Source organism: Stenotrophomonas sp. GD04024, assembly GCF_029837545.1.
In the GTDB taxonomy this organism is placed as follows: Bacteria; Pseudomonadota; Gammaproteobacteria; order Xanthomonadales; family Xanthomonadaceae; genus Stenotrophomonas; species Stenotrophomonas forensis.
On sequence record NZ_JAOEDV010000085.1, the window covers coordinates 1 to 18089 of the forward strand.

The window sequence follows — 18089 nt, forward strand, 5'->3', positions numbered from 1 at the left end:
CCATTCACCCACCTGAGCGGATTCTGACCGCCCCGGGCATTTTTGCTGCACTGCAAAATGCCATACGCTACCGTCTGGTCCTAGTATCAAACAATCGTTTGATTAAGGTCTGCCCGCCGATGGCCAAGCCCGCCCACTTCTCGACCAAGGACCGCATCCTCGGTGCCGCCGAGGAGCTGTTCGCCCAGCACGGTTTCGCCGGCACCTCGCTGCGCCAGGTGACCAGCCAGGCCGACGTCAACATCGCGGCGGTCAATTACCACTTCGGCTCCAAGGAAAACCTGGTCAACGAGGTGTTCCGCCGCCGCATGGACGAGATGACCGGCGCCCGCCTGGCGCAGCTCGAGCGCGCCCGCAGCGAACATCCTGGGCAGCTGCGCCCGGTGCTGGCCGCCTTCGTCGAGCCGGCGCTGGCGCTGGCCCAGGACCGCCAGAACGGCGGTGCCTTCGTGCGCGTGATCGCGCGCGCCTACGCCGAGAAGAACGACAACCTGCGCAAGTTCCTGTCGGACCACTACGGCCACGTGCTGCGTGCGTTCGGCAAGGCGATTGCCGAATGCGCGCCCGACCTGAGCAAGGAAGAGCTGTACTGGCGCTTGGACTTCCTGGCCGGCTCGCTCACCTATGCCATGGCCGACTTCGGGCTGATCAAGCGTCCCGCCGGTGTCACCGAAGCGGCGCATCGTGCCCATGCCGCCCACGAACTGATCCATTTCGCCGAAGCCGGGTTCCGCGCCGCCGCACGCGCCAGCGCCCTGCCCGCTTCCCCGTGATTCCACCGGGTGTGACCCACCCAGTAACTGCTGACCAACAAAGGCCCTACACCATGTCCAATTCCCTGCTAGTCCGCCGCGCCGCCGTGCTGGGTGCCGGCGTCATGGGCGCCCAGATCGCCGCCCACCTCACCAACGCTGGCGTCGACACCGTGCTGTTCGACCTGCCCGCCAAGGAAGGTCCGGCCGACGGCATCGTGCTGAAGGCGATCGCCAACCTGGGCAAGCTGAGCCCGGCGCCGCTGGCCAGCAAGTCGCTGGCCGAAGCCATCACCCCGGCCAACTACGAGTCCGGCCTGGAGCAGCTGAAGGACTGCGACCTGATCATCGAGGCCATCGCCGAGCGCATGGACTGGAAGCAGGACCTGTACAAGAAGATCGCCCCGTTCGTGGCCGACCACGCCGTGCTGGCTTCCAACACCTCGGGCCTGGGCATCAACAAGCTGGCCGACGTGCTGCCCGAGCAGCTGCGCCACCGCTTCTGCGGCGTGCACTTCTTCAACCCGCCGCGCTACATGCACCTGGCCGAGCTGATCCCGGCCACCACCACCGATGCCGCCGTGCTGGAAGGCCTGGAAGAATTCCTGGTCACCACCCTGGGCAAGGGCGTGGTGTACGCCAAGGACACCCCGAATTTCATCGGCAACCGCATCGGCGTGTTCTCGATCCTGTCCACCATCCACCACACCCAGCAGTTCGGCCTGGGCTTCGATGAAGTGGACGGCCTGACCGGCCCGCTGGTCGGCCGCCCGAAGTCGGCCACCTACCGCACCTCCGACGTGGTCGGCCTGGACACCATGGCCCACGTCATCAAGACCATGGGCGACACCCTGCCCAACGACCCGTGGCATGAATTCTTCAAGTCGCCGAAGTGGCTGGAGGCGCTGATTTCCAAGGGTGCACTGGGCCAGAAGACCGGCGCCGGCATCTTCCGCAAGGTCGGCAAGGACATCGTGGTGCTGGACCTGGAGAAGCAGGACTACCGCCCGGCCGACCGCAGCGCGGCACCGGAAGTGGTCGAGATCCTGAAGATCAGGAACCCGGCCGAGAAGTTCGCCAAGCTGCGCGAGAGCCAGCACCCGCAGGCGCAGTTCCTGTGGGCGACCTTCCGCGACCTGTTCCACTACAGCGCCTACCACCTGGCCGACATCGCCGAGACCGCGCGCGACGTCGACCTCGCCATCCGCTGGGGCTACGGCTGGTCGCTGGGCCCGTTCGAAACCTGGCAGGCCGCTGGCTGGAAGCAGGTTGCGCAGTGGATCGCCGATGACATCGTCGCCGGCAAGAGCATGAGCAACGCCCCGCTGCCGGACTGGGTGTTCGATGGCCGCGACGGCGTGCACGCCGCCGAGGGCAGCTACAGCCCGTCGCGCAACGCCAAGCTGCCGCGTTCGTCGCTGCCGGTGTACCAGCGCCAGCGCTTCCCCGATCCGCTGCTGGGCGAGACGTTCGCGCCGGGCGAGACCGTGTTCGAGAACGACGGCCTGCGCATGTGGCATGACGGCGACGGCATCGCCGTGGTCAGCTTCAAGACCAAGATGAACACCGTGTCCGACCAGGTGCTGGATGGCCTGCAAGAATGTGTCAGCCGCGCCGAGAAGGATTTCCAGGGCCTGGTGATCTGGCAGCAGAAGGAACCCTTCTCCGCCGGTGCCGACCTGGCCGGTGCCCTCGGCCTGCTGCAGGCCGGCAAGGTCGACCAGTTCGAAGAGATGGTCGCCAACTTCCAGCGCACCAGCCAGCGCATCAAGTACTCGCTGGTGCCGGTGGTGGCTGCCGTGCGCGGCCTGGCCCTGGGTGGCGGCTGCGAGTTCCAGATGCACAGCGCCAAGACCGTGGCTTTCCTGGAAAGCTACATCGGCCTGGTCGAGGCCGGCGTGGGCCTGCTGCCGGCCGGCGGTGGCCTGAAGGAACTGGCCGTGCGTGCCTCGCAGGCCGCCGGTCCGGGCGGTGACGTGTTCGCCGAACTGAAGAAGACCTTCGAGACCGTGGCGATGGCCAAGGTGTCCAACTCGGCGGTCAACGCCAAGGAACTGGGCCTGCTGCGCAGCACCGACAAGGTGGTGTTCAACAGCTACGAGGCGCTGCATATCGCCAAGGCCGAAGCCCGTGCGCTGGCCGAAGCGGGCTACCGTCCGCCGCTGCCGGCACGCCGCATCCAGGTGGCCGGTGACGTGGGTATCGCCACCTTCAAGATGATGCTGGTCAACATGCTGGAGGGCCGTTTCATCAGCCCGTACGACTACGAGATCGCCGAGCGCATCGCCACCGTGCTGTGCGGCGGCAAGGTCGACCGCGGCACCCTGGTCGACGAAGAGTGGCTGCTGACCCTGGAGCGCAAGCACTTCGTCGAACTGGCCCAGCAGGAAAAGACCCAGGCCCGCATCGCGCACATGCTGAAGACCGGCAAGCCGCTGCGGAACTGACGGAAGACATCGGTAGTGCCGGCCGCTGGCCGGCAACCTCTTCCAACCCCTATTCAAGAGATCACTGCAATGACCAAGCAAATCCAGGACGCCTACATCGTCGCCGCCACCCGCACCCCGGTGGGCAAGGCGCCCAAGGGCATGTTCCGCAACACCCGCCCCGACGACATGCTTGCGCACGTGCTGCGCAGCGTCGTCGCACAGGCACCGGGCGTGGACGTCAACCGCATCGATGACGCGATCATCGGCTGCGCCATGCCGGAAGCCGAGCAGGGCATGAACGTGGCGCGCATCGGCGTACTGCTGGCCGGCCTGCCCAACACCATCGCCGCGCAGACCGTGAACCGCTTCTGCTCCTCCGGCCTGCAGGCCGTGGCGCAGGCCGCCGACGCGATCCGCCTGGGCAACGCCGACCTGATGCTGGCCGGTGGCACCGAATCGATGTCGATGGTGCCGATGATGGGCAACAAGATCGCGATGGCACCGAGCGTGTTCGACAACGACCACGTCGCCATCGCCTACGGCATGGGCATCACCGCCGAGAAGGTGGCCGAGGAATGGAAGGTCTCGCGCGAAGACCAGGATGCGTTCGCCCTCGCCTCGCACCAGAAGGCCATGGCCGCGATCCAGAACGGTGACTTCAAGGACGAGATCAGCCCGTACGAGATCGTCTCGCACCTGCCGGACCTGGCCGATGGCCAGCGCATCATCACCCGCAACAAGGTGGCCGACACCGATGAAGGCCCGCGTCCGGATTCCTCGGCCGAAGGCCTGGCCAAGCTGCGCCCGGTATTCCGCAACGGCCAGTTCGGCGGCACCGTCACTGCCGGCAACTCCTCGCAGATGAGCGATGGCGCCGGCGCCGTGCTGCTGGCTTCGGAGCAGGCAATCAAGGATTACGGCCTGACCCCGCTGGCGCGTTTCGTCAGCTTCTCGGTGGCCGGCGTGCGTCCGGAAGTGATGGGCATCGGCCCGATCGCCGCGATCCCGAAGGCGCTGAAGCAGGCCGGCCTGACCCAGGACCAGCTGGACTGGATCGAGCTGAACGAAGCCTTCGCCGCGCAGTCGCTGGCGGTGATCCGTGATTGCGGCCTGGACCCGAGCAAGGTCAACCCGCTGGGCGGCGCGATCGCCCTGGGCCATCCGCTGGGTGCGACCGGCGCGATCCGTACCGCGACCCTGCTGCACGGCCTGCGTCGTCGCCAGCAGAAGTACGGCATGGTGACGATGTGCATCGGCACCGGCATGGGCGCGGCGGGTATTTTCGAGGCGCTGTAAGGTTCAGAGCGTTGCCGGCTGGAGTGTCGGTTGGCTGTGGGGCCCGGGTGGGTGAGGCTGCCCGGGACACGCCGTGAACCCCCCTCCGGGGTCCGGCCCAGCCGCTGGCGGCTGTGCGTTCGGGCGCTTGCGAAGCAGTGCTTCGCAAGCAAAGCGCCCTCACCCATGGGGGCTTGGCAGCGGCATCCATGCCGCTGACAGTCCCGGTCAGCCTCACCCACCCGGACCACCCGGCATTCCGCGCGGCGGAGGGGTGAGCAAAGGCAGGGTCAAGAGCTGGGGTCAGAGCCCTTTGCGCAGCAAAGGGATCTGACCCCAGCAAGCAAAAAAGGCAGCCACTGGCTGCCTTTTTGCTTTTGCTTCTGCCTTTGATTCCGCCCTTCCCGTCCGCACCCGCAGGAAACTGTCGAGAGGCGTGGGCAGTCCGCTGCAGGACCGTTGGCGCCATGGATGGCGCCATCGAGCCCCCATGGGTGAGGGCGCTTTGCTTGCGAAGCACTGCTTCGCAAGCGCCCGAACGCACAGCCGCCAGCGGCTGGGCCGGACCCCGGAGGGGGGTTTACGGCGTGTCCTGCAGCGGACTGCCCACGCCTCCCCACTTTGGGAGGAAGGCGCTGACGGAGCGCTTGATAAACCTTATTCCGCCAGCATCGCCGCCAGCTTCTCGCGCGCCGGGCCAGCCAGCTTCGGGTTATCCAGCGCGAACCGGATCGTCGCCTCCACCAGCCCCAGGTGCGTGCCGCAGTCAAAGCGGGTGCCCTCGAATCGATAGGCATCGACCTCTTCAGTCTTCAGCAGCTGCGCGATCGCATCGGTCAGCTGGATCTCGCCACCAGCACCGCTACCGGTCTGTTCCAGCAACTCGAAAATCTTCGGGCTCAGTACATAACGGCCCACCACCGCCAGGTCGCTCGGCGCGTCCTCCGGCTTCGGCTTCTCGACGATCTCCGAAATGCGGCCCTTGCGGCCATCAAAGGCCTCGGTGGCCACGATGCCGTAGCTGGCGGTCTTTTCGTGCGGCACGTCTTCAACGGCGATCACGCTGGCGCCACTGGCCTCGTTGAGATCGGCCATCTGCTTGAGCGCACCCGCACCGCGGTTCCAGATCAGGTCGTCCGGCAGCAGCACGGCGAACGGCTCGTCACCGATCACGGCTTTGGCACAGAGCACCGCATGCCCCAGGCCCAGTGCTTCGGCCTGGGTCACGAAGATCGCACGCACGCCCTCCGGAAGAACGTGGCGGATCAGCTCCAGCTGTTCCTGCTTGCCGGCGCGCTCGAGCTTCTGTTCCAGCTCGTAGGCCTTGTCGAAATAGTCGGCGACTGCATGCTTGTAGCGGTTGGTGATGAACACCAACGTATCGCAGCCGGCCTCGATGGCTTCATCCACGGCGTACTGGATCAGCGGCCGATCAATGATCGGCAGCATCTCCTTCGGCACGGTCTTGGTTGCTGGCAGAAAACGCGTCCCCAGCCCTGCCACCGGGAAAACCGCTTTGCGGATTCGCTTGCTCATTGGTACCTGTTGGCCTCACGTGCCGGAAAAGGCAGGACTTTAGCGGATGAAATGTAAGCATCCTGTGCGATTGGCGAAAACTCCGGCATGGTCGCAAACAGGATCTCCTGGATGCTGGCAGTGTCGTAGCTGGCAATCGCCTCGCGCAGGCGCGGGACATTGCCCAGCACCAGGTCGCGCGCGAACGTGCGCACGCCGGCCTCGAGAATCTTCGGGTGCGCGGTTGAACGATAGTCCTCGTCCGAATAGAACAGCGTCTCGTGCAGCTTCTCGCCCGGGCGCAGGCCGGTATAGATGATCGGAATGTCCTTGTACGGCTGCTTGCCGGCCAGGCGGATCATCTGCTCGGCCAGCACGCGGATCGGCACCGGCTCGCCCATGTCGAGGGTATAGATCGCACCGTGCGATGCCGACGCGGCCGCCTGCAGGATCAGCTGGCAGGCCTCCGGGATGGTCATGAAGTAGCGGCTGACTTCCGGATCGGTAACGGTCACCGGCCCACCGCGCAGGATCTGCTCGCGGAACAGCGGCACCACGCTGCCGGCCGAGGCCAGCACATTGCCGAAACGCACGGTGACGAAACGGGTGTGCGTGGACTTCTGGTCCAGGCTCTGGCAGATCATCTCGGCATAGCGCTTGCTGGCACCCAGCGCATTGACCGGGTCCACCGCCTTGTCGGTGGAGATGAAGACGAAATGCTCGACGCGCGCCTCCAGGCAGGCCCGGGCCACGTTCTCGGTCGCCAGGATGTTGTTGCGCACCGCTTCACGCAGCTGGCGCTCAAGCACCGGCACATGCTTGTAGGCCGCCGCATGGAACGCCGTATCCACCGGATGCAGCGACAGCGCATGGCGGATCACAGCCGGGTCACCGCAGTCACCCAGCACGGCTTCGATCTCGACATCGGGGAAACTGCGGCGCAGTTCGCCCTCGATGGTCAGCAGCAACAGCTCGCTGATCTCCAGCAGGATGATCCGGCCAGCACCATGGCGCGCGCACTGGCGGCACAGTTCCGAGCCAATCGAGCCACCGGCACCAGTGACCATCACCGTACGTCCACCCAACCAGCCACGGATCAGGTTCCAGTCCGGCATGATCGGCTTGCGGCCGAGCAGGTCCTCGATCGCCACTTCCTTCAGCTGCCCGGGAAGCGACTGGCCCTGCAGGATGTCGCTGAGCTTGGGCACGGTGCGGAACGGCACGCCCGTGCTTTCACAGATGGCCACGATCCGCTGCATGCCGGCGGCATCCAGCGAGGGGATGGCAATCACCAGCAGCTTGGCCGCGGTCTCGCGGACCACGGTGGGCGCGTCGTCCAGGGTGCCAAGGATAGGCAGGCCCTGCAGCTTGGCCCCGCGCAGATGTGGGGCGTCGTCGAGCAGGCCGACCGGCTCGAAGTTGCCCGAGCGCCGCAGGTCACGCACCAGCGTCTCAGCCGCCTGGCCGGCACCAAGGATCAGCACACGACGTGCGCTGGAATCGGACTGCAGCGCCTGGTAGTCCTTCCAGGCCCGGTACAGCAGGCGTGGCGCGCCCAGCAGGGCCGACAGCGCGAACGGATAGATCACCAGCACCGACATCGGCACGCCATCGAAGCGCTTCCACATCAGCACCAGCACGATCGCGACCATGCCGATGAAGCTGGCCTTGAAGATGTTCAGCAGGTCGCTGACGCTGGCAAACCGCCACAGTCCGCGGTAAAGGCCGACGCGCCAGAACACCAGGCCCTGCAGCAGCAGTACCAGCGTGGTGTCGATATTCCAGAGGGGAAGCTCGGGCGCGTTGGGCAGGATCGAGTAGCGCCCCGCGTGGAGCAGCTGCCAGCATGCCCAGACCATGAACAGGTCGTGGCAGACGATGGCCGAACGCGGCATCAGGCCGAGGATTCTGTCCCGCCAGGGTGAAGCCATAAGTCAGGTATTTCCTTGTCGATGGCGCAATCCATTGCGCAGGAGGAGCCAGAGGACGCTCAGCGCACTGAACCACGCGATCGCCACGACAGCCTCCCACCTCGGCTGCAATTTGGAGCAGACAACAGTCACTGTAATACTGAACAGACCCAAAGCAAAGTACATCCCTGTCACCCGGGCGTGACTGGCTCCTGCCTGCACCGCGCGCTGGTAGACATGCTGGGTATGGGGTTCCATCCAGCGTTGTCCTGAAATGATGCGCGCCAGCAGTGTGAAGCCTGCGTCCACAAGGAAAGCCGAGGCCGGCACCAGCAGCAGGAGCCAGTTGATGTCCGTGCGTACGCTGGCGATGGCCAGCACGGCCGCAACCGCATAGCCCAACGCGCCACTTCCGACATCACCCATGAAGATCCGCGCCCGCGGAAAATTGAACGGCAGGAAGCCCAGGCAGGCCAGGCCCAATGCCAGGGCCGCAAGCGAATAGGGCCAGGGCAGAAGCGGCGCCAGTCCCAATGCGACAACAATCGCCTGGCTGGCGGCAATGCCGTTGATCCCATCCATGAAGTTCCAGATGTTGATCAGCGAGGCGGTGAACAGCAGCACCAGCCCGGCCAGCAGCCAGCTGCCACCGTTGGCCTTGACCAGCATGGCCAGCAGCGCTGCCGCAATGAAGTGCACCAGCAGCCGGCGCATTGCAGGCAGGGGCCTGTGGTCGTCCCACCAGCCGATGCCGGCCACCAGGACCAGGCCAAGGCTGGCGACCAGCAGGCTCGGCGCGGCGTCCGGCCAGACGAACATGGCCACGCCCGCCGTAACCAGCAGGCTGATGACGATGGCGATACCACCGCCGCGCGGTGTCGCCACGCTATGGCTGCGGCGCTCGCCGGGCTGGTCCAGCAACTGCTGCCGCACGGCATAGCCACGGGCTGCCCAGGTCAGGGCTGCGCTCAGCAGGGCCAGCCCCAGCAGCGCCCCCATCACGAACCACGGCATGGATCAGAGCACCGCGTAGTTCAGCAGCGGCTTGACCGTCCCCCACTCCTTGCAGCTCGGGCACTGCCAGTGATGCGTCCGCGCTCCGAAACCGCAGCGGGTGCAGCGGTAGGCCGGGTTGCGCACCAGCAACTGATCGGTGATGTGCTTGAGATCGTGCAGGGTGGCGGTGGAGTCGGCACCCTCGGCCAGGGTCAGGTCGATCAATGCGGACTCGCCACGCACCGACGGGCGATCCTTCAGCTGGCGCCCCAGGTAGGCACGGGCCGGTGCCACGCCTTCCTGTTCTTCCATCAGCCGGGTCAACGCCAGTACCGGAGCGATGCCGCGATAGTGCTCGGTCATTTCCGACAGGAAGGCACGCGCGCCCGCGAGGTCACCGACCTTGCGATAGTTCGCCATCAGCGCCGGCAGCAGCTCGGGCAGGTATTCCGGATCGTTGCGGGCCGCGCGCTCGAACGCGCGCACCGCGGCTTCCGCGTTGCCGGCATCGGTCTCCAGGCGACCCTCGATGATGCCCGCGCGCACCGACATCGCATCGGCCTGGTAGGCACGGGCGATCGCTGCCCTCGCCTCTTCCAGCTTGCCGGCGCCACGGAAGCGCTCGGCCAGCTCGCACTCGAACTGACCGATCAGCTTGCCCATCGGCTCGCCGGTCACGTCCTCGAAACGGGTCGCGTTGTCGATCGCCTTTTCCCAGTCGCGCTCGGCCTGGTAGATGCCGATCAGGTGCTTGAGCGCCTGCGGGGCGCGCTGGTCCAGCTGCGCAAGTTCGGTGAACACGGTCTCGGCACGGTCCAGCAGGCCGGACTTCATGTAGTCCTCGCCCAGCGCCAGCAGGGCCTGCACGCGCTGTGCATCACTCAGATCGTGGCGGTTCACCAGGCCCTGGTGCAGGCGGATGGCGCGGTCGACTTCACCGCGGCGGCGGAACAGGTGGCCCAGCGCGACCTGGGTCTCGAAGGTTTCCTTGTCCAGCTCGGCGATATGCAGGAACAGCTCGATGGCCTTGTCCGGCTGCTCGTTGAGCAGGTAGTTCAGGCCCCGGAAATAGGTGCTCGACAGGCGGCTGACCTGGCTGTCACCGTGACGCTGCCCGCCGCGCCGACCGATCACCCATCCCGCTACTGCAGCCAGCGGGACGAACAGGAAAAACCAAAGCCACTCGGTGACGAATTCCATCTTCGATCAGCGTCCGTCAAAAGATTGGGAGGAAACACCCGCGGCCGGCGTCGCCGCCCCGGACTTGTTGGCACGGCGCAGCTGGCTGTAGAGCGGAATGACCACGCTCACCAGCACCAGGCCGGCGCCGACAATGACACCCACCAGCAGCGCAGCGATCAGCGCCACGCCTACCGAAGTATGCAACTGGGTGAAAAGCAGGTTGATCGACATCGCGGTCATGTTGACCGCACCGATGATCAGCCCAAGGATCAGGACCGCCAGCAGGACCAGCAGACGAAAAACCTTCATGCGAGAGCTCCAGTGGCAGGAGTCCGTAGCTTATCCGACTCGCGGCTTGATTCGCACGCGGTAGCGCGACGGGAGGCTCAGGCCGGATCAGCGTCCAGCGGCAGCACACTGCTGACCCGCTCGCGCAGTTCCTTGCCCGGCTTGAAATGGGGAACATGCTTGCCCGGCAGGGCAACCGATTCGCCGGTCTTCGGGTTGCGACCCAGGCGCGGCGGACGATAGTGCAGCGAGAAGCTGCCGAAACCACGGATTTCGATGCGATCCCCGGCGGACAGCGAACCGCCCATCATTTCCAGCAACGACTTCACCGCCAGATCGACATCATCGGCCTTCAGGTGCGCCTGGCGGCGCGCAAGGATTTCGATCAGTTCGGATTTGGTCATCACCGGCTCACATCAAGGGCATCTCAGCCTGAAACGGCCCGGGCAAACGCCCGGGCCGTCCAGAAAACAACGTACAGCGTAAGGCCGATTACTCGGACTTGTTGCCGTTCAGCTGTGCACGCAGCAGCGCGCCCAGCTGGGTGGTGCCGCTGGAAGCCGAAGAGGACTGGTATTCCTCCAGCACTTCGCGCATTTCCGCGTCGTCCTTGGCCTTGATCGACAGCTGCAGGGTACGGCCCTTGCGGTCCATGCCCACGAACTTCGCTTCGACCTTGTCGCCGACCTTCAGGTGCTGGGTGGCGTCGTCAACGCGCTCGTTGGCGATGTCGCGTGCCGAGACGTAACCTTCGATGCCGTCAGCCAGCTCGATGATCGCGCCCTTGGCGTCGACTTCCTTCACCACGCCTTCGACCTTGGAGCCCTTCGGATTGGCAGCCATGTACTGGCCGAACGGATCCTGCTCCAGCTGCTTCACGCCCAGGGAGATGCGCTCGCGCTCCGGATCGACAGCCAGGACGACGGCGTCCAGGGTATCGCCCTTCTTGAAGTTGCGAACGACGTCTTCGCCGGTGGTGTTCCAGCTGATGTCGGACAGGTGGACCAGGCCGTCGATGCCGCCGTCCAGGCCGATGAAGATGCCGAAGTCGGTGATCGACTTGATCTGGCCCGACACCTTGTCACCCTTCTTGTGGGTGGCAGCGAAGGTTTCCCACGGATTGGCGGCAACCTGCTTCATGCCCAGCGAGATGCGGCGACGCTCTTCGTCGACGTCCAGGACCATGACTTCAACTTCGTCACCAACCTGCACAACCTTGGACGGGTTGACGTTCTTGTTGGTCCAATCCATCTCGGAGACGTGCACCAGGCCTTCGACGCCCGGCTCGATCTCGACGAACGCGCCGTAATCGGTGACGTTGGAGACCTTGCCGAAGACGCGGCTGTTGGCCGGGTAACGACGACCGATGTTGTCCCACGGATCCTCGCCCAGCTGCTTCAGGCCCAGCGAAACGCGGTTGCGCTCGCGGTCGAACTTCAGCACGCGGACGTCCAGCTCGTCGCCGACGTTCACGACTTCCGACGGGTGACGCACGCGCTTCCACGCCATGTCGGTGATGTGCAGCAGGCCGTCGATACCGCCCAGGTCCACGAACGCGCCGTAGTCGGTCAGGTTCTTGACGACACCCTTCAGGATCGCGCCTTCCTGCAGCTTGTCCATCAGCTGCTCGCGCTCTTCCGAGTGCTCGCTTTCGACGACAGCGCGGCGCGAGACCACGACGTTGTTACGCTTGCGGTCCAGCTTGATGAGCTTGAACTCGAGTTCCTTGCCTTCCAGGTAGGCCGGATCGCGCACCGGGCGCACATCGACCAGGGAACCCGGCAGGAAGGCGCGGACATCCTTGATGTCCACGGTGAAACCACCCTTGACCTTGCCGCTGATGCGGCCGGTGATGGTTTCGTTCTTTTCCAACGCTTCTTCCAGCTCGTCCCACACCATCGCGCGCTTGGCCTTCTCGCGCGACAGGACGGTTTCGCCGAAGCCGTTCTCGATCGAGTCGAGGGCGACCTTGACGATGTCGCCTTCGGCGACGTCGATTTCGCCAGCGTCGTTACGGAACTGTTCGATCGGCACGATGCCTTCGGACTTCAGGCCAGCGTTGATCACCACGACGTCGCCGCGGACTTCAACAACGGTACCGCTGACGATGGCGCCCGGCTTCAGCTTGGCCAGGTTGGCCTGGCTGGCTTCAAACAGTTCGGCAAATGATTCGGTCATTAGATTTACTCTGTTGGACACATGGGTCGGTGGCGTCCCCTTCAGGGGAATGGCGACCGCCCGCCTGTTGGTCGACCCCGGAAACGCAGGTCGTGTGTAGTAGGAAAACCGCCACGCATCATTGCGCGACGGAGCTGGTACAGCACTGCTATGCGCGACCACCACCGATGCTGCTGGCAGTGCTCCCGCGCGAACGGATCAGGCAGCCGGAACCGGAAGCAGATCCATCACTCTGGCAACGACATCTGCGATGCCGATGCCTGTGGTGTCGATGAGGACGGCATCGTCTGCCGGCTTCAGGGGCGCCACGGTACGCTGAGCATCACGGGCGTCGCGGGCCATGATCTCGCGCAGGATGTCATCAAAGTTAACAGAAACCCCCTTGTCTTTCAACTGCTTATGCCGGCGCTCGGCGCGCTCCTCGGCACTGGCGGTCAGGAAGACCTTGTAGGAGGCGTCCGGGAAGATCACCGTGCCCATGTCGCGGCCGTCGGCGACCAGGCCGGGCAGCTCCCTGAATGCGCGCTGGCGCTCTTTCAGCGCAGCCCGCACCTCGGGAATGGCCGCGATGGCCGAGGCCAGCGCCCCGGTGGTCTCCAGGCGCAGCTCGTCGGTGGCATCGGTACCGTTCACCATGACCCGCATCGAATCGCCCTGTTCAACAAACTGAACGTGGGTATCGAAGGTGCAGCGCACCAGGGCCGACGCGTCGGAGGTATCGATGTCGGCCCAGCTCGCAGCCACGCCCACCGCCCGGTACAGCGCGCCCGAATCCAGGTAATGCCAGCCCATCCGGCGCGCGATGATGCGGCTGATGGTACCCTTGCCAGCCCCGGAAGGGCCGTCGATGGTCAGGACGGGAGCGAGTGGATTCATGGGGTTCCCAGAGCGTTCGAAGGGGTCATTCTAGCCCCTGCCCGACGCCCCCAGCGGGATCTTTTGTGCAACCACTTGAAACCATGAGGAAAAGCCCGGTAGAATGGCGGGCTTGAACGAGCGTCAACTGCCGATTGTCTTTCGCATATCGCGGCCACGCTCCACCCGAACAACTACTGTTTACGCCGAGGTATGCCATGAAAGTCCTGTCCTCCCTGAAGTCGGCGAAGGCCCGTCACCGTGACTGCAAGGTCGTGCGTCGTCGTGGCAAGATCTTCGTCATCTGCAAGTCGAACCCGCGTTTCAAGGCGCGTCAGCGCTAAGCCTCACAGCCTTCCGGCTGCGGCTGGCCCTACGCGGGGCCGACCCGATGCAAGAAACCGCCTTCGGGCGGTTTTTTGTTTTATGCGGCTTTTTCCTGCCAATTTTGCTGTAATCGCCGTTCTTGACCACTGGGGAGTAGATCGAGATGAAGCGTTACCTGTCCGCCCTGGCCGTGATGGCCACCCTGGCTGCCGCCACTCCGGCGCTGGCCGATACCCTGCTTGTCGACCGTGCCCGCGAGAAGCCGGCCGGTGCCCTGCCCGTGCGCGGCCAGAGCATGCAGCAGGTGCAGGCACAGTTCGGCGCGCCGAGCGAACAGCTGCAGCCGCGCGGCGGGCAGAAGCGGCAATGGCCGACCATCAACCGCTGGGTCTACCCGCAGTTCACCGTCTACTTCGAGAAGCAGAAGGTGATCGACGTGGTGGCCAACCAGGCGGACCCGAACGAAGTCGGCCCGAAACCACCGATCCGTTGATCCCTTTACTACCCGCCGTGGGCGGGCCTGTGTAGCGAGACCATGAACCAGACCCTTCGTTTTCCTGCCGAGTGGGAAGCCCAGAGCGGCGTCCTGATTGCCTGGCCCACCGCCGACACCGACTGGGCCGAGCGCCTGGGCCAGGTGGAAGAGACCTACATCGCCCTGGTCGCGGCCATCACCCGCTTCCAGCCGGTGCTGATCTGCGTGGCCGACGACGACGTGGAGACCTATGCCGAGATGCGGCTGCGCTCCAACCGCATCGACATGGACAAGGTCCACTTCACCACGGCGGCCTACGACGACACCTGGCTGCGCGACTCCGGCCCGATCACGCTGCGCCGCACCGATGGCGGCTTCCAGCTGCTGGATTTCCGCTTCACCGGCTGGGGCGGCAAGTTCGACGCCACCCTCGATGACCAGCTGGTGGGCGTGCTCGATCAGGCCGGCGTGTTCAACGACGCACCGGTGCGCAGCATTCCGTTCGCGCTGGAAGGCGGCGGCATCGAGACCGATGGCGAAGGCACCCTGCTGACCACCTGGAAGTGCCTGCACGAGCGCCACCCGGACCGCGACCGCGCCAGCCTGAGTGCCGACCTGGCCGACTGGCTGCAGCAGGACCGCGTACTGTGGCTGGACCACGGCTACCTGGAAGGCGACGACACCGACGCCCACATCGACACCCTCGCCCGCTTCGCCTCGTCCGACAGCATCGTCTACCAGGCCTGCGACGACGAGAGCGACTCGCACTATGCCGAGCTGCAGGCGATGGGCAATGAACTGGCCGCGCTGCGCACCAAGGATGGCCAGCCGTACCGCCTGTTCCCTCTGCCGTGGGCACAGCCGGTGATCGACGAAGGCCGCCGCCTGGCCGCGTCGTACGCCAACTACCTGATCGTCAATGGCGCGGTGCTGATGCCGGCCTACGGCGACCCGGCTGACGACCTGGCGCGCGACGTGCTGGCGAAGGCGCACCCGGGCCGCGAGATCGTGCAGGTGCCCTGCCGCTCGCTGATCTGGCAGAACGGCAGCCTGCACTGCATCACCATGCAGCTGCCGGCGGGGTTGTTGAAGGCTTAAGGATTGGTAGTGCCGGCCGCTGGCCGGCAACCATGCAATGCCTGATGGATCCACGGGATTGCCGGCCAGCGGCCGGCACTACCAGCACCCATTCAGCGCGCAACACGCCGTCGCCATCCATCCGCGCTAACATGCAGGTTTTCCCCCGCAGGAACGCCCCGCATGAACTCGCGCAGCCCCCTTACCGTCGCCCTGATCCAGGAGCGCAACCACGGTGACGCCGCCGCCAATCTGGCGGTGATCGAAGCACGCGTGGCCGAGGCGGCTGCGCAGGGTGCCAAGCTGGTGCTGCTGCAGGAACTGCACAACGGCCCGTACTTCTGCCAGCACGAGTCGGTGGACGAGTTCGACCTGGCCGAGCCGATTCCGGGCCCCAGCACCGAGCGCCTGGGCGCGCTGGCGAAGAAGCATGGCGTGGTGCTGGTCGGTTCGCTGTTCGAGCGCCGCGCCGCCGGCCTGTACCACAACACCGCCGTGGTGTTCGAGAAGGACGGCACCCTGCTCGGCAAGTACCGCAAGATGCACATCCCGGACGATCCGGGCTTCTACGAAAAGTTCTACTTCACCCCGGGCGACATCGGGTTCACCCCGATCGACACCTCGGTGGGCCGCCTCGGCGTGCTGGTCTGCTGGGACCAGTGGTACCCGGAAGCGGCGCGCCTGATGGCGCTGGCCGGTGCCGAACTGCTGCTCTACCCCACCGCGATCGGCTGGGACCCGGACGACGTGCAGGACGAGAAGACCCGCCAGCGCGATGCTTGGGTGCTGAGCCACCGCGGCCACGCCGTGGCCAACGGCCTGCCGGTGCTGAGCTGCAACCGCGTCGGCCACGAAGCCTCGCCGCTGGGCGCGTCGGGCATCCAGTTCTGGGGCAACAGCCACGTGCTGGGCCCGCAGGGCGAATTCCTGGCCGAAGCCGGCACCGACGCCACCGTGCTGCTGTGCGATGTGGACCTGCAGCGCAGCGAGCACGTGCGCCGCATCTGGCCATTCCTGCGTGATCGCCGCATCGATGCGTACGGCGACCTGCTCAAGCGCTACATCGACTGAGCCGGAGCCCGCGCATGGCCGTCCTCATCCGTGATGCCGGCCCGGCCGACATCGACGCGATCACCGCGATCTACGCGGTGGAAGTGACCGACTTCGTCAACACCTACGAGTACGACATTCCGGACGCGACCGAGATGCTGCGCCGCATGCGCGACATCATCGACCGTGGCTTCCCCTACCTGGTCGCCGAGATCGACGGCCAGGTGGCCGGCTATGCCTACGCCAACACCTACCGCACCCGCGTGGCCTACCAGTGGACCGTCGAGAATTCGGTCTACGTCGATGCCCGTTTTCAGGGCAACGGCGTCGGCACCGGCCTGCTGCAGGCCCTCATCGACGCCTGCGTGGCGCGCGGCTACCGGCAGATGGTGGCGGTGATCGGTGAACCGACCAACACCGCTTCGATCAAGCTGCACGAACGCTTCGGCTTCCACCTGGTAGGCATTTTCAAGGGCCTGGGCCGCAAGCACGGCCGCTGGCTGGACACCGTGCAGATGCAGCGCGCGCTCGGCGATGGCGCTGACACCGCACCTTCCAATGAATGAACCCATGACTGAAACCCTTCCCGAGACCGGCGACGACCTGTTCGCCGGCCAGCCGGTGCGTGTCGTCGAACGTGACGGCGTGCGCTACACCCTGCTGGGCACTGCCCACGTCTCCCGCGCCAGCGTCGAAGCCGTGGAAAAGGCCATCGACAGCGGCCGCTTCGATGCAGTGGCCGTCGAGCTGGACCCGCAGCGCCTGCAGGCGTTGAGCGACCCGGACACGCTGGCCAAGCTCGACCTGGTCGAGGTGATCCGCAAGGGCCGGGTGGCGCTGTTCGCCGCCAACCTGGCCTTGTCCGCCTACCAGCGCCGCCTGGCCGAACAGCTCGACATCGAGCCGGGCGCGGAACTCAAGCGTGCGGTGGAACTGGCGCGTGAGCGCAACCTGCCGGTACACCTGATCGACCGCGAGGTGGGCCTGACCTTCCGCCGCGCATCGCAGCGGCTGGGCTTCTTCGGCAAGCTGAAGCTGGTCGCCGGCCTCGGTGCCGGCCTGTTCTCATCCGAGGAAGTGGGCGAGAACGAGATCGAGAAACTCAAGCAGGGCGACATGCTGGAATCGAGCTTCGGCGAGTTCGCCAGCGAGAGCCCGGCGCTGTACGAGACCATCATCGGCGAGCGTGACCGCTACATGGCCACGCGCCTGCGCGAAGAACACGACCCGCAGCAGCGCGAAGTGCTGGCCGTGGTCGGTGCCGGCCACCTGGCCGGGCTGGCGCGCTACCTGGAAACCGACACCGAGGCACCGGCGCCGCTGCGCGCGGAACTGGAGGCGGTGCCGAAGAAGCGCAACATTCCGTGGTTCACGCTGGGCATCCTGGCCATCGTGGCGACCGGCATCGGCGTGGGCTTCTATCGCGGTGGACTGGGCGTGGGTACCGAACTGCTGGCGACCTGGGCGATGTATACCGGCGGCCTGGCGGGCCTGGGCTGCCTGCTGGCCGGCGGCCATCCGCTGAGCATCCTCACCGCGATCGCGGTGGCCCCGTTCAAGCCGTTCCGCCTGAGCATCCCGACCGGTGCGTTCTCGGCGCTGGTGGAAGCGCGGCTGCGCAAACCGGCCTACGAGGACTTCCTGAAGCTGCGCGACGATGCGCAGAGCCTGAAGGGCTGGTACCGCAACCGCGTCACCCGCGTGGTGCTGACCTTCATGCTGACCAACATCGGCAGCATGCTCGGCCTGTGGCTAACCACCTTCAAGGTGTGGGGCAAGG

At 65.7% G+C, this 18089-nt stretch carries 17 protein-coding genes; 9 read left to right on the forward strand and 8 right to left on the reverse strand.

The genetic code is table 11. The features are described 5' to 3' along the window. Window positions 1-119: 119 nt before the first annotated feature. The 3 genes from N7590_RS18910 to N7590_RS18920 all read left to right on the forward strand — a co-directional run bounded on the left by N7590_RS18910 (window position 120) and on the right by N7590_RS18920 (window position 4477). On the forward strand, window positions 120-773 hold the full coding sequence (locus tag N7590_RS18910; protein ID WP_006431024.1) for a TetR family transcriptional regulator: 654 nt from the start codon (window positions 120-122) through the stop codon (window positions 771-773). A gap of 53 nt (window positions 774-826) precedes the next feature. Continuing rightward, window positions 827-3199, forward strand: coding sequence for a 3-hydroxyacyl-CoA dehydrogenase/enoyl-CoA hydratase family protein (locus tag N7590_RS18915; RefSeq protein WP_164242793.1), 2373 nt, complete (start codon window positions 827-829; stop codon window positions 3197-3199). Between the two features lie 69 nt (window positions 3200-3268). After that, window positions 3269-4477: an acetyl-CoA C-acyltransferase gene (locus tag N7590_RS18920; protein ID WP_006431022.1), complete on the forward strand. Its 1209-nt coding sequence runs from the start codon at window positions 3269-3271 to the stop codon at window positions 4475-4477. Between the two features lie 636 nt (window positions 4478-5113). Here N7590_RS18920 and galU read toward each other — a convergent pair. The 8 genes from galU to cmk all read right to left on the reverse strand — a co-directional run bounded on the left by galU (window position 5114) and on the right by cmk (window position 13401). Next, window positions 5114-5992: a UTP--glucose-1-phosphate uridylyltransferase GalU gene (galU, locus tag N7590_RS18925; RefSeq protein ID WP_053511274.1), complete on the reverse strand. Its 879-nt coding sequence runs from the start codon at window positions 5990-5992 to the stop codon at window positions 5114-5116. After that, the gene (locus tag N7590_RS18930) at window positions 5989-7902 is read right to left on the reverse strand and encodes a nucleoside-diphosphate sugar epimerase/dehydratase (protein ID WP_164242207.1); all 1914 of its coding nucleotides are present in this window, start codon (window positions 7900-7902) and stop codon (window positions 5989-5991) included. Before N7590_RS18930 ends, galU begins: the two co-directional genes overlap by 4 nt. 3 nt (window positions 7903-7905) lie before the next feature. Continuing rightward, window positions 7906-8895, reverse strand: a complete 990-nt coding sequence (locus tag N7590_RS18935) for a glycosyltransferase family 4 protein (protein WP_164242205.1) — start codon at window positions 8893-8895, stop codon at window positions 7906-7908. A 3-nt stretch (window positions 8896-8898) separates the two neighbouring features. Then, a complete protein-coding gene (lapB, locus tag N7590_RS18940) occupies window positions 8899-10077 on the reverse strand; it encodes a lipopolysaccharide assembly protein LapB (RefSeq protein WP_006430997.1) in 1179 nt (392 codons plus the stop codon). A gap of 6 nt (window positions 10078-10083) precedes the next feature. Then, window positions 10084-10368, reverse strand: coding sequence for a LapA family protein (locus N7590_RS18945; RefSeq protein WP_006430981.1), 285 nt, complete (start codon window positions 10366-10368; stop codon window positions 10084-10086). 77 nt (window positions 10369-10445) lie between these two features. Continuing rightward, window positions 10446-10751: an integration host factor subunit beta gene (locus N7590_RS18950; RefSeq protein WP_005409286.1), complete on the reverse strand. Its 306-nt coding sequence runs from the start codon at window positions 10749-10751 to the stop codon at window positions 10446-10448. Window positions 10752-10839: 88 nt separating this feature from the next. Next, window positions 10840-12525 carry a 30S ribosomal protein S1 gene (rpsA, locus tag N7590_RS18955; RefSeq protein WP_005416230.1) on the reverse strand — a complete coding sequence of 562 codons (1686 nt, stop codon included), beginning with the start codon at window positions 12523-12525 and terminating at the stop codon, window positions 10840-10842. Window positions 12526-12723: 198 nt separating this feature from the next. Continuing rightward, the gene (gene cmk / locus N7590_RS18960; protein WP_279935792.1) at window positions 12724-13401 is read right to left on the reverse strand and encodes a (d)CMP kinase; all 678 of its coding nucleotides are present in this window, start codon (window positions 13399-13401) and stop codon (window positions 12724-12726) included. Window positions 13402-13598: 197 nt separating this feature from the next. On the opposite strand from cmk, the gene ykgO reads away from it, so the two are divergent. From ykgO to N7590_RS18990, 6 genes are all read left to right on the forward strand, one after another. Further along, a complete protein-coding gene (gene ykgO, locus N7590_RS18965; protein WP_005409283.1) occupies window positions 13599-13724 on the forward strand; it encodes a type B 50S ribosomal protein L36 in 126 nt (41 codons plus the stop codon). Window positions 13725-13870: 146 nt separating this feature from the next. Continuing rightward, window positions 13871-14200: a hypothetical protein gene (locus N7590_RS18970; protein ID WP_006430960.1), complete on the forward strand. Its 330-nt coding sequence runs from the start codon at window positions 13871-13873 to the stop codon at window positions 14198-14200. A gap of 42 nt (window positions 14201-14242) precedes the next feature. Next, a complete protein-coding gene (locus tag N7590_RS18975; protein WP_053511268.1) occupies window positions 14243-15280 on the forward strand; it encodes an agmatine deiminase family protein in 1038 nt (345 codons plus the stop codon). A 162-nt stretch (window positions 15281-15442) separates the two neighbouring features. Next, window positions 15443-16330, forward strand: a complete 888-nt coding sequence (locus tag N7590_RS18980; protein WP_049442792.1) for a carbon-nitrogen hydrolase — start codon at window positions 15443-15445, stop codon at window positions 16328-16330. A gap of 14 nt (window positions 16331-16344) precedes the next feature. After that, window positions 16345-16875 (forward strand): GNAT family N-acetyltransferase, encoded by a 531-nt coding sequence (locus tag N7590_RS18985; RefSeq protein ID WP_053511267.1) that lies wholly within the window; start codon window positions 16345-16347, stop codon window positions 16873-16875. After that, window positions 16868-18089, forward strand: a 1222-nt coding sequence (locus N7590_RS18990; RefSeq protein ID WP_279935793.1) for a TraB/GumN family protein, incomplete at its 3' end; no start/stop codon positions are given. The genes N7590_RS18985 and N7590_RS18990, both read left to right, overlap by 8 nt.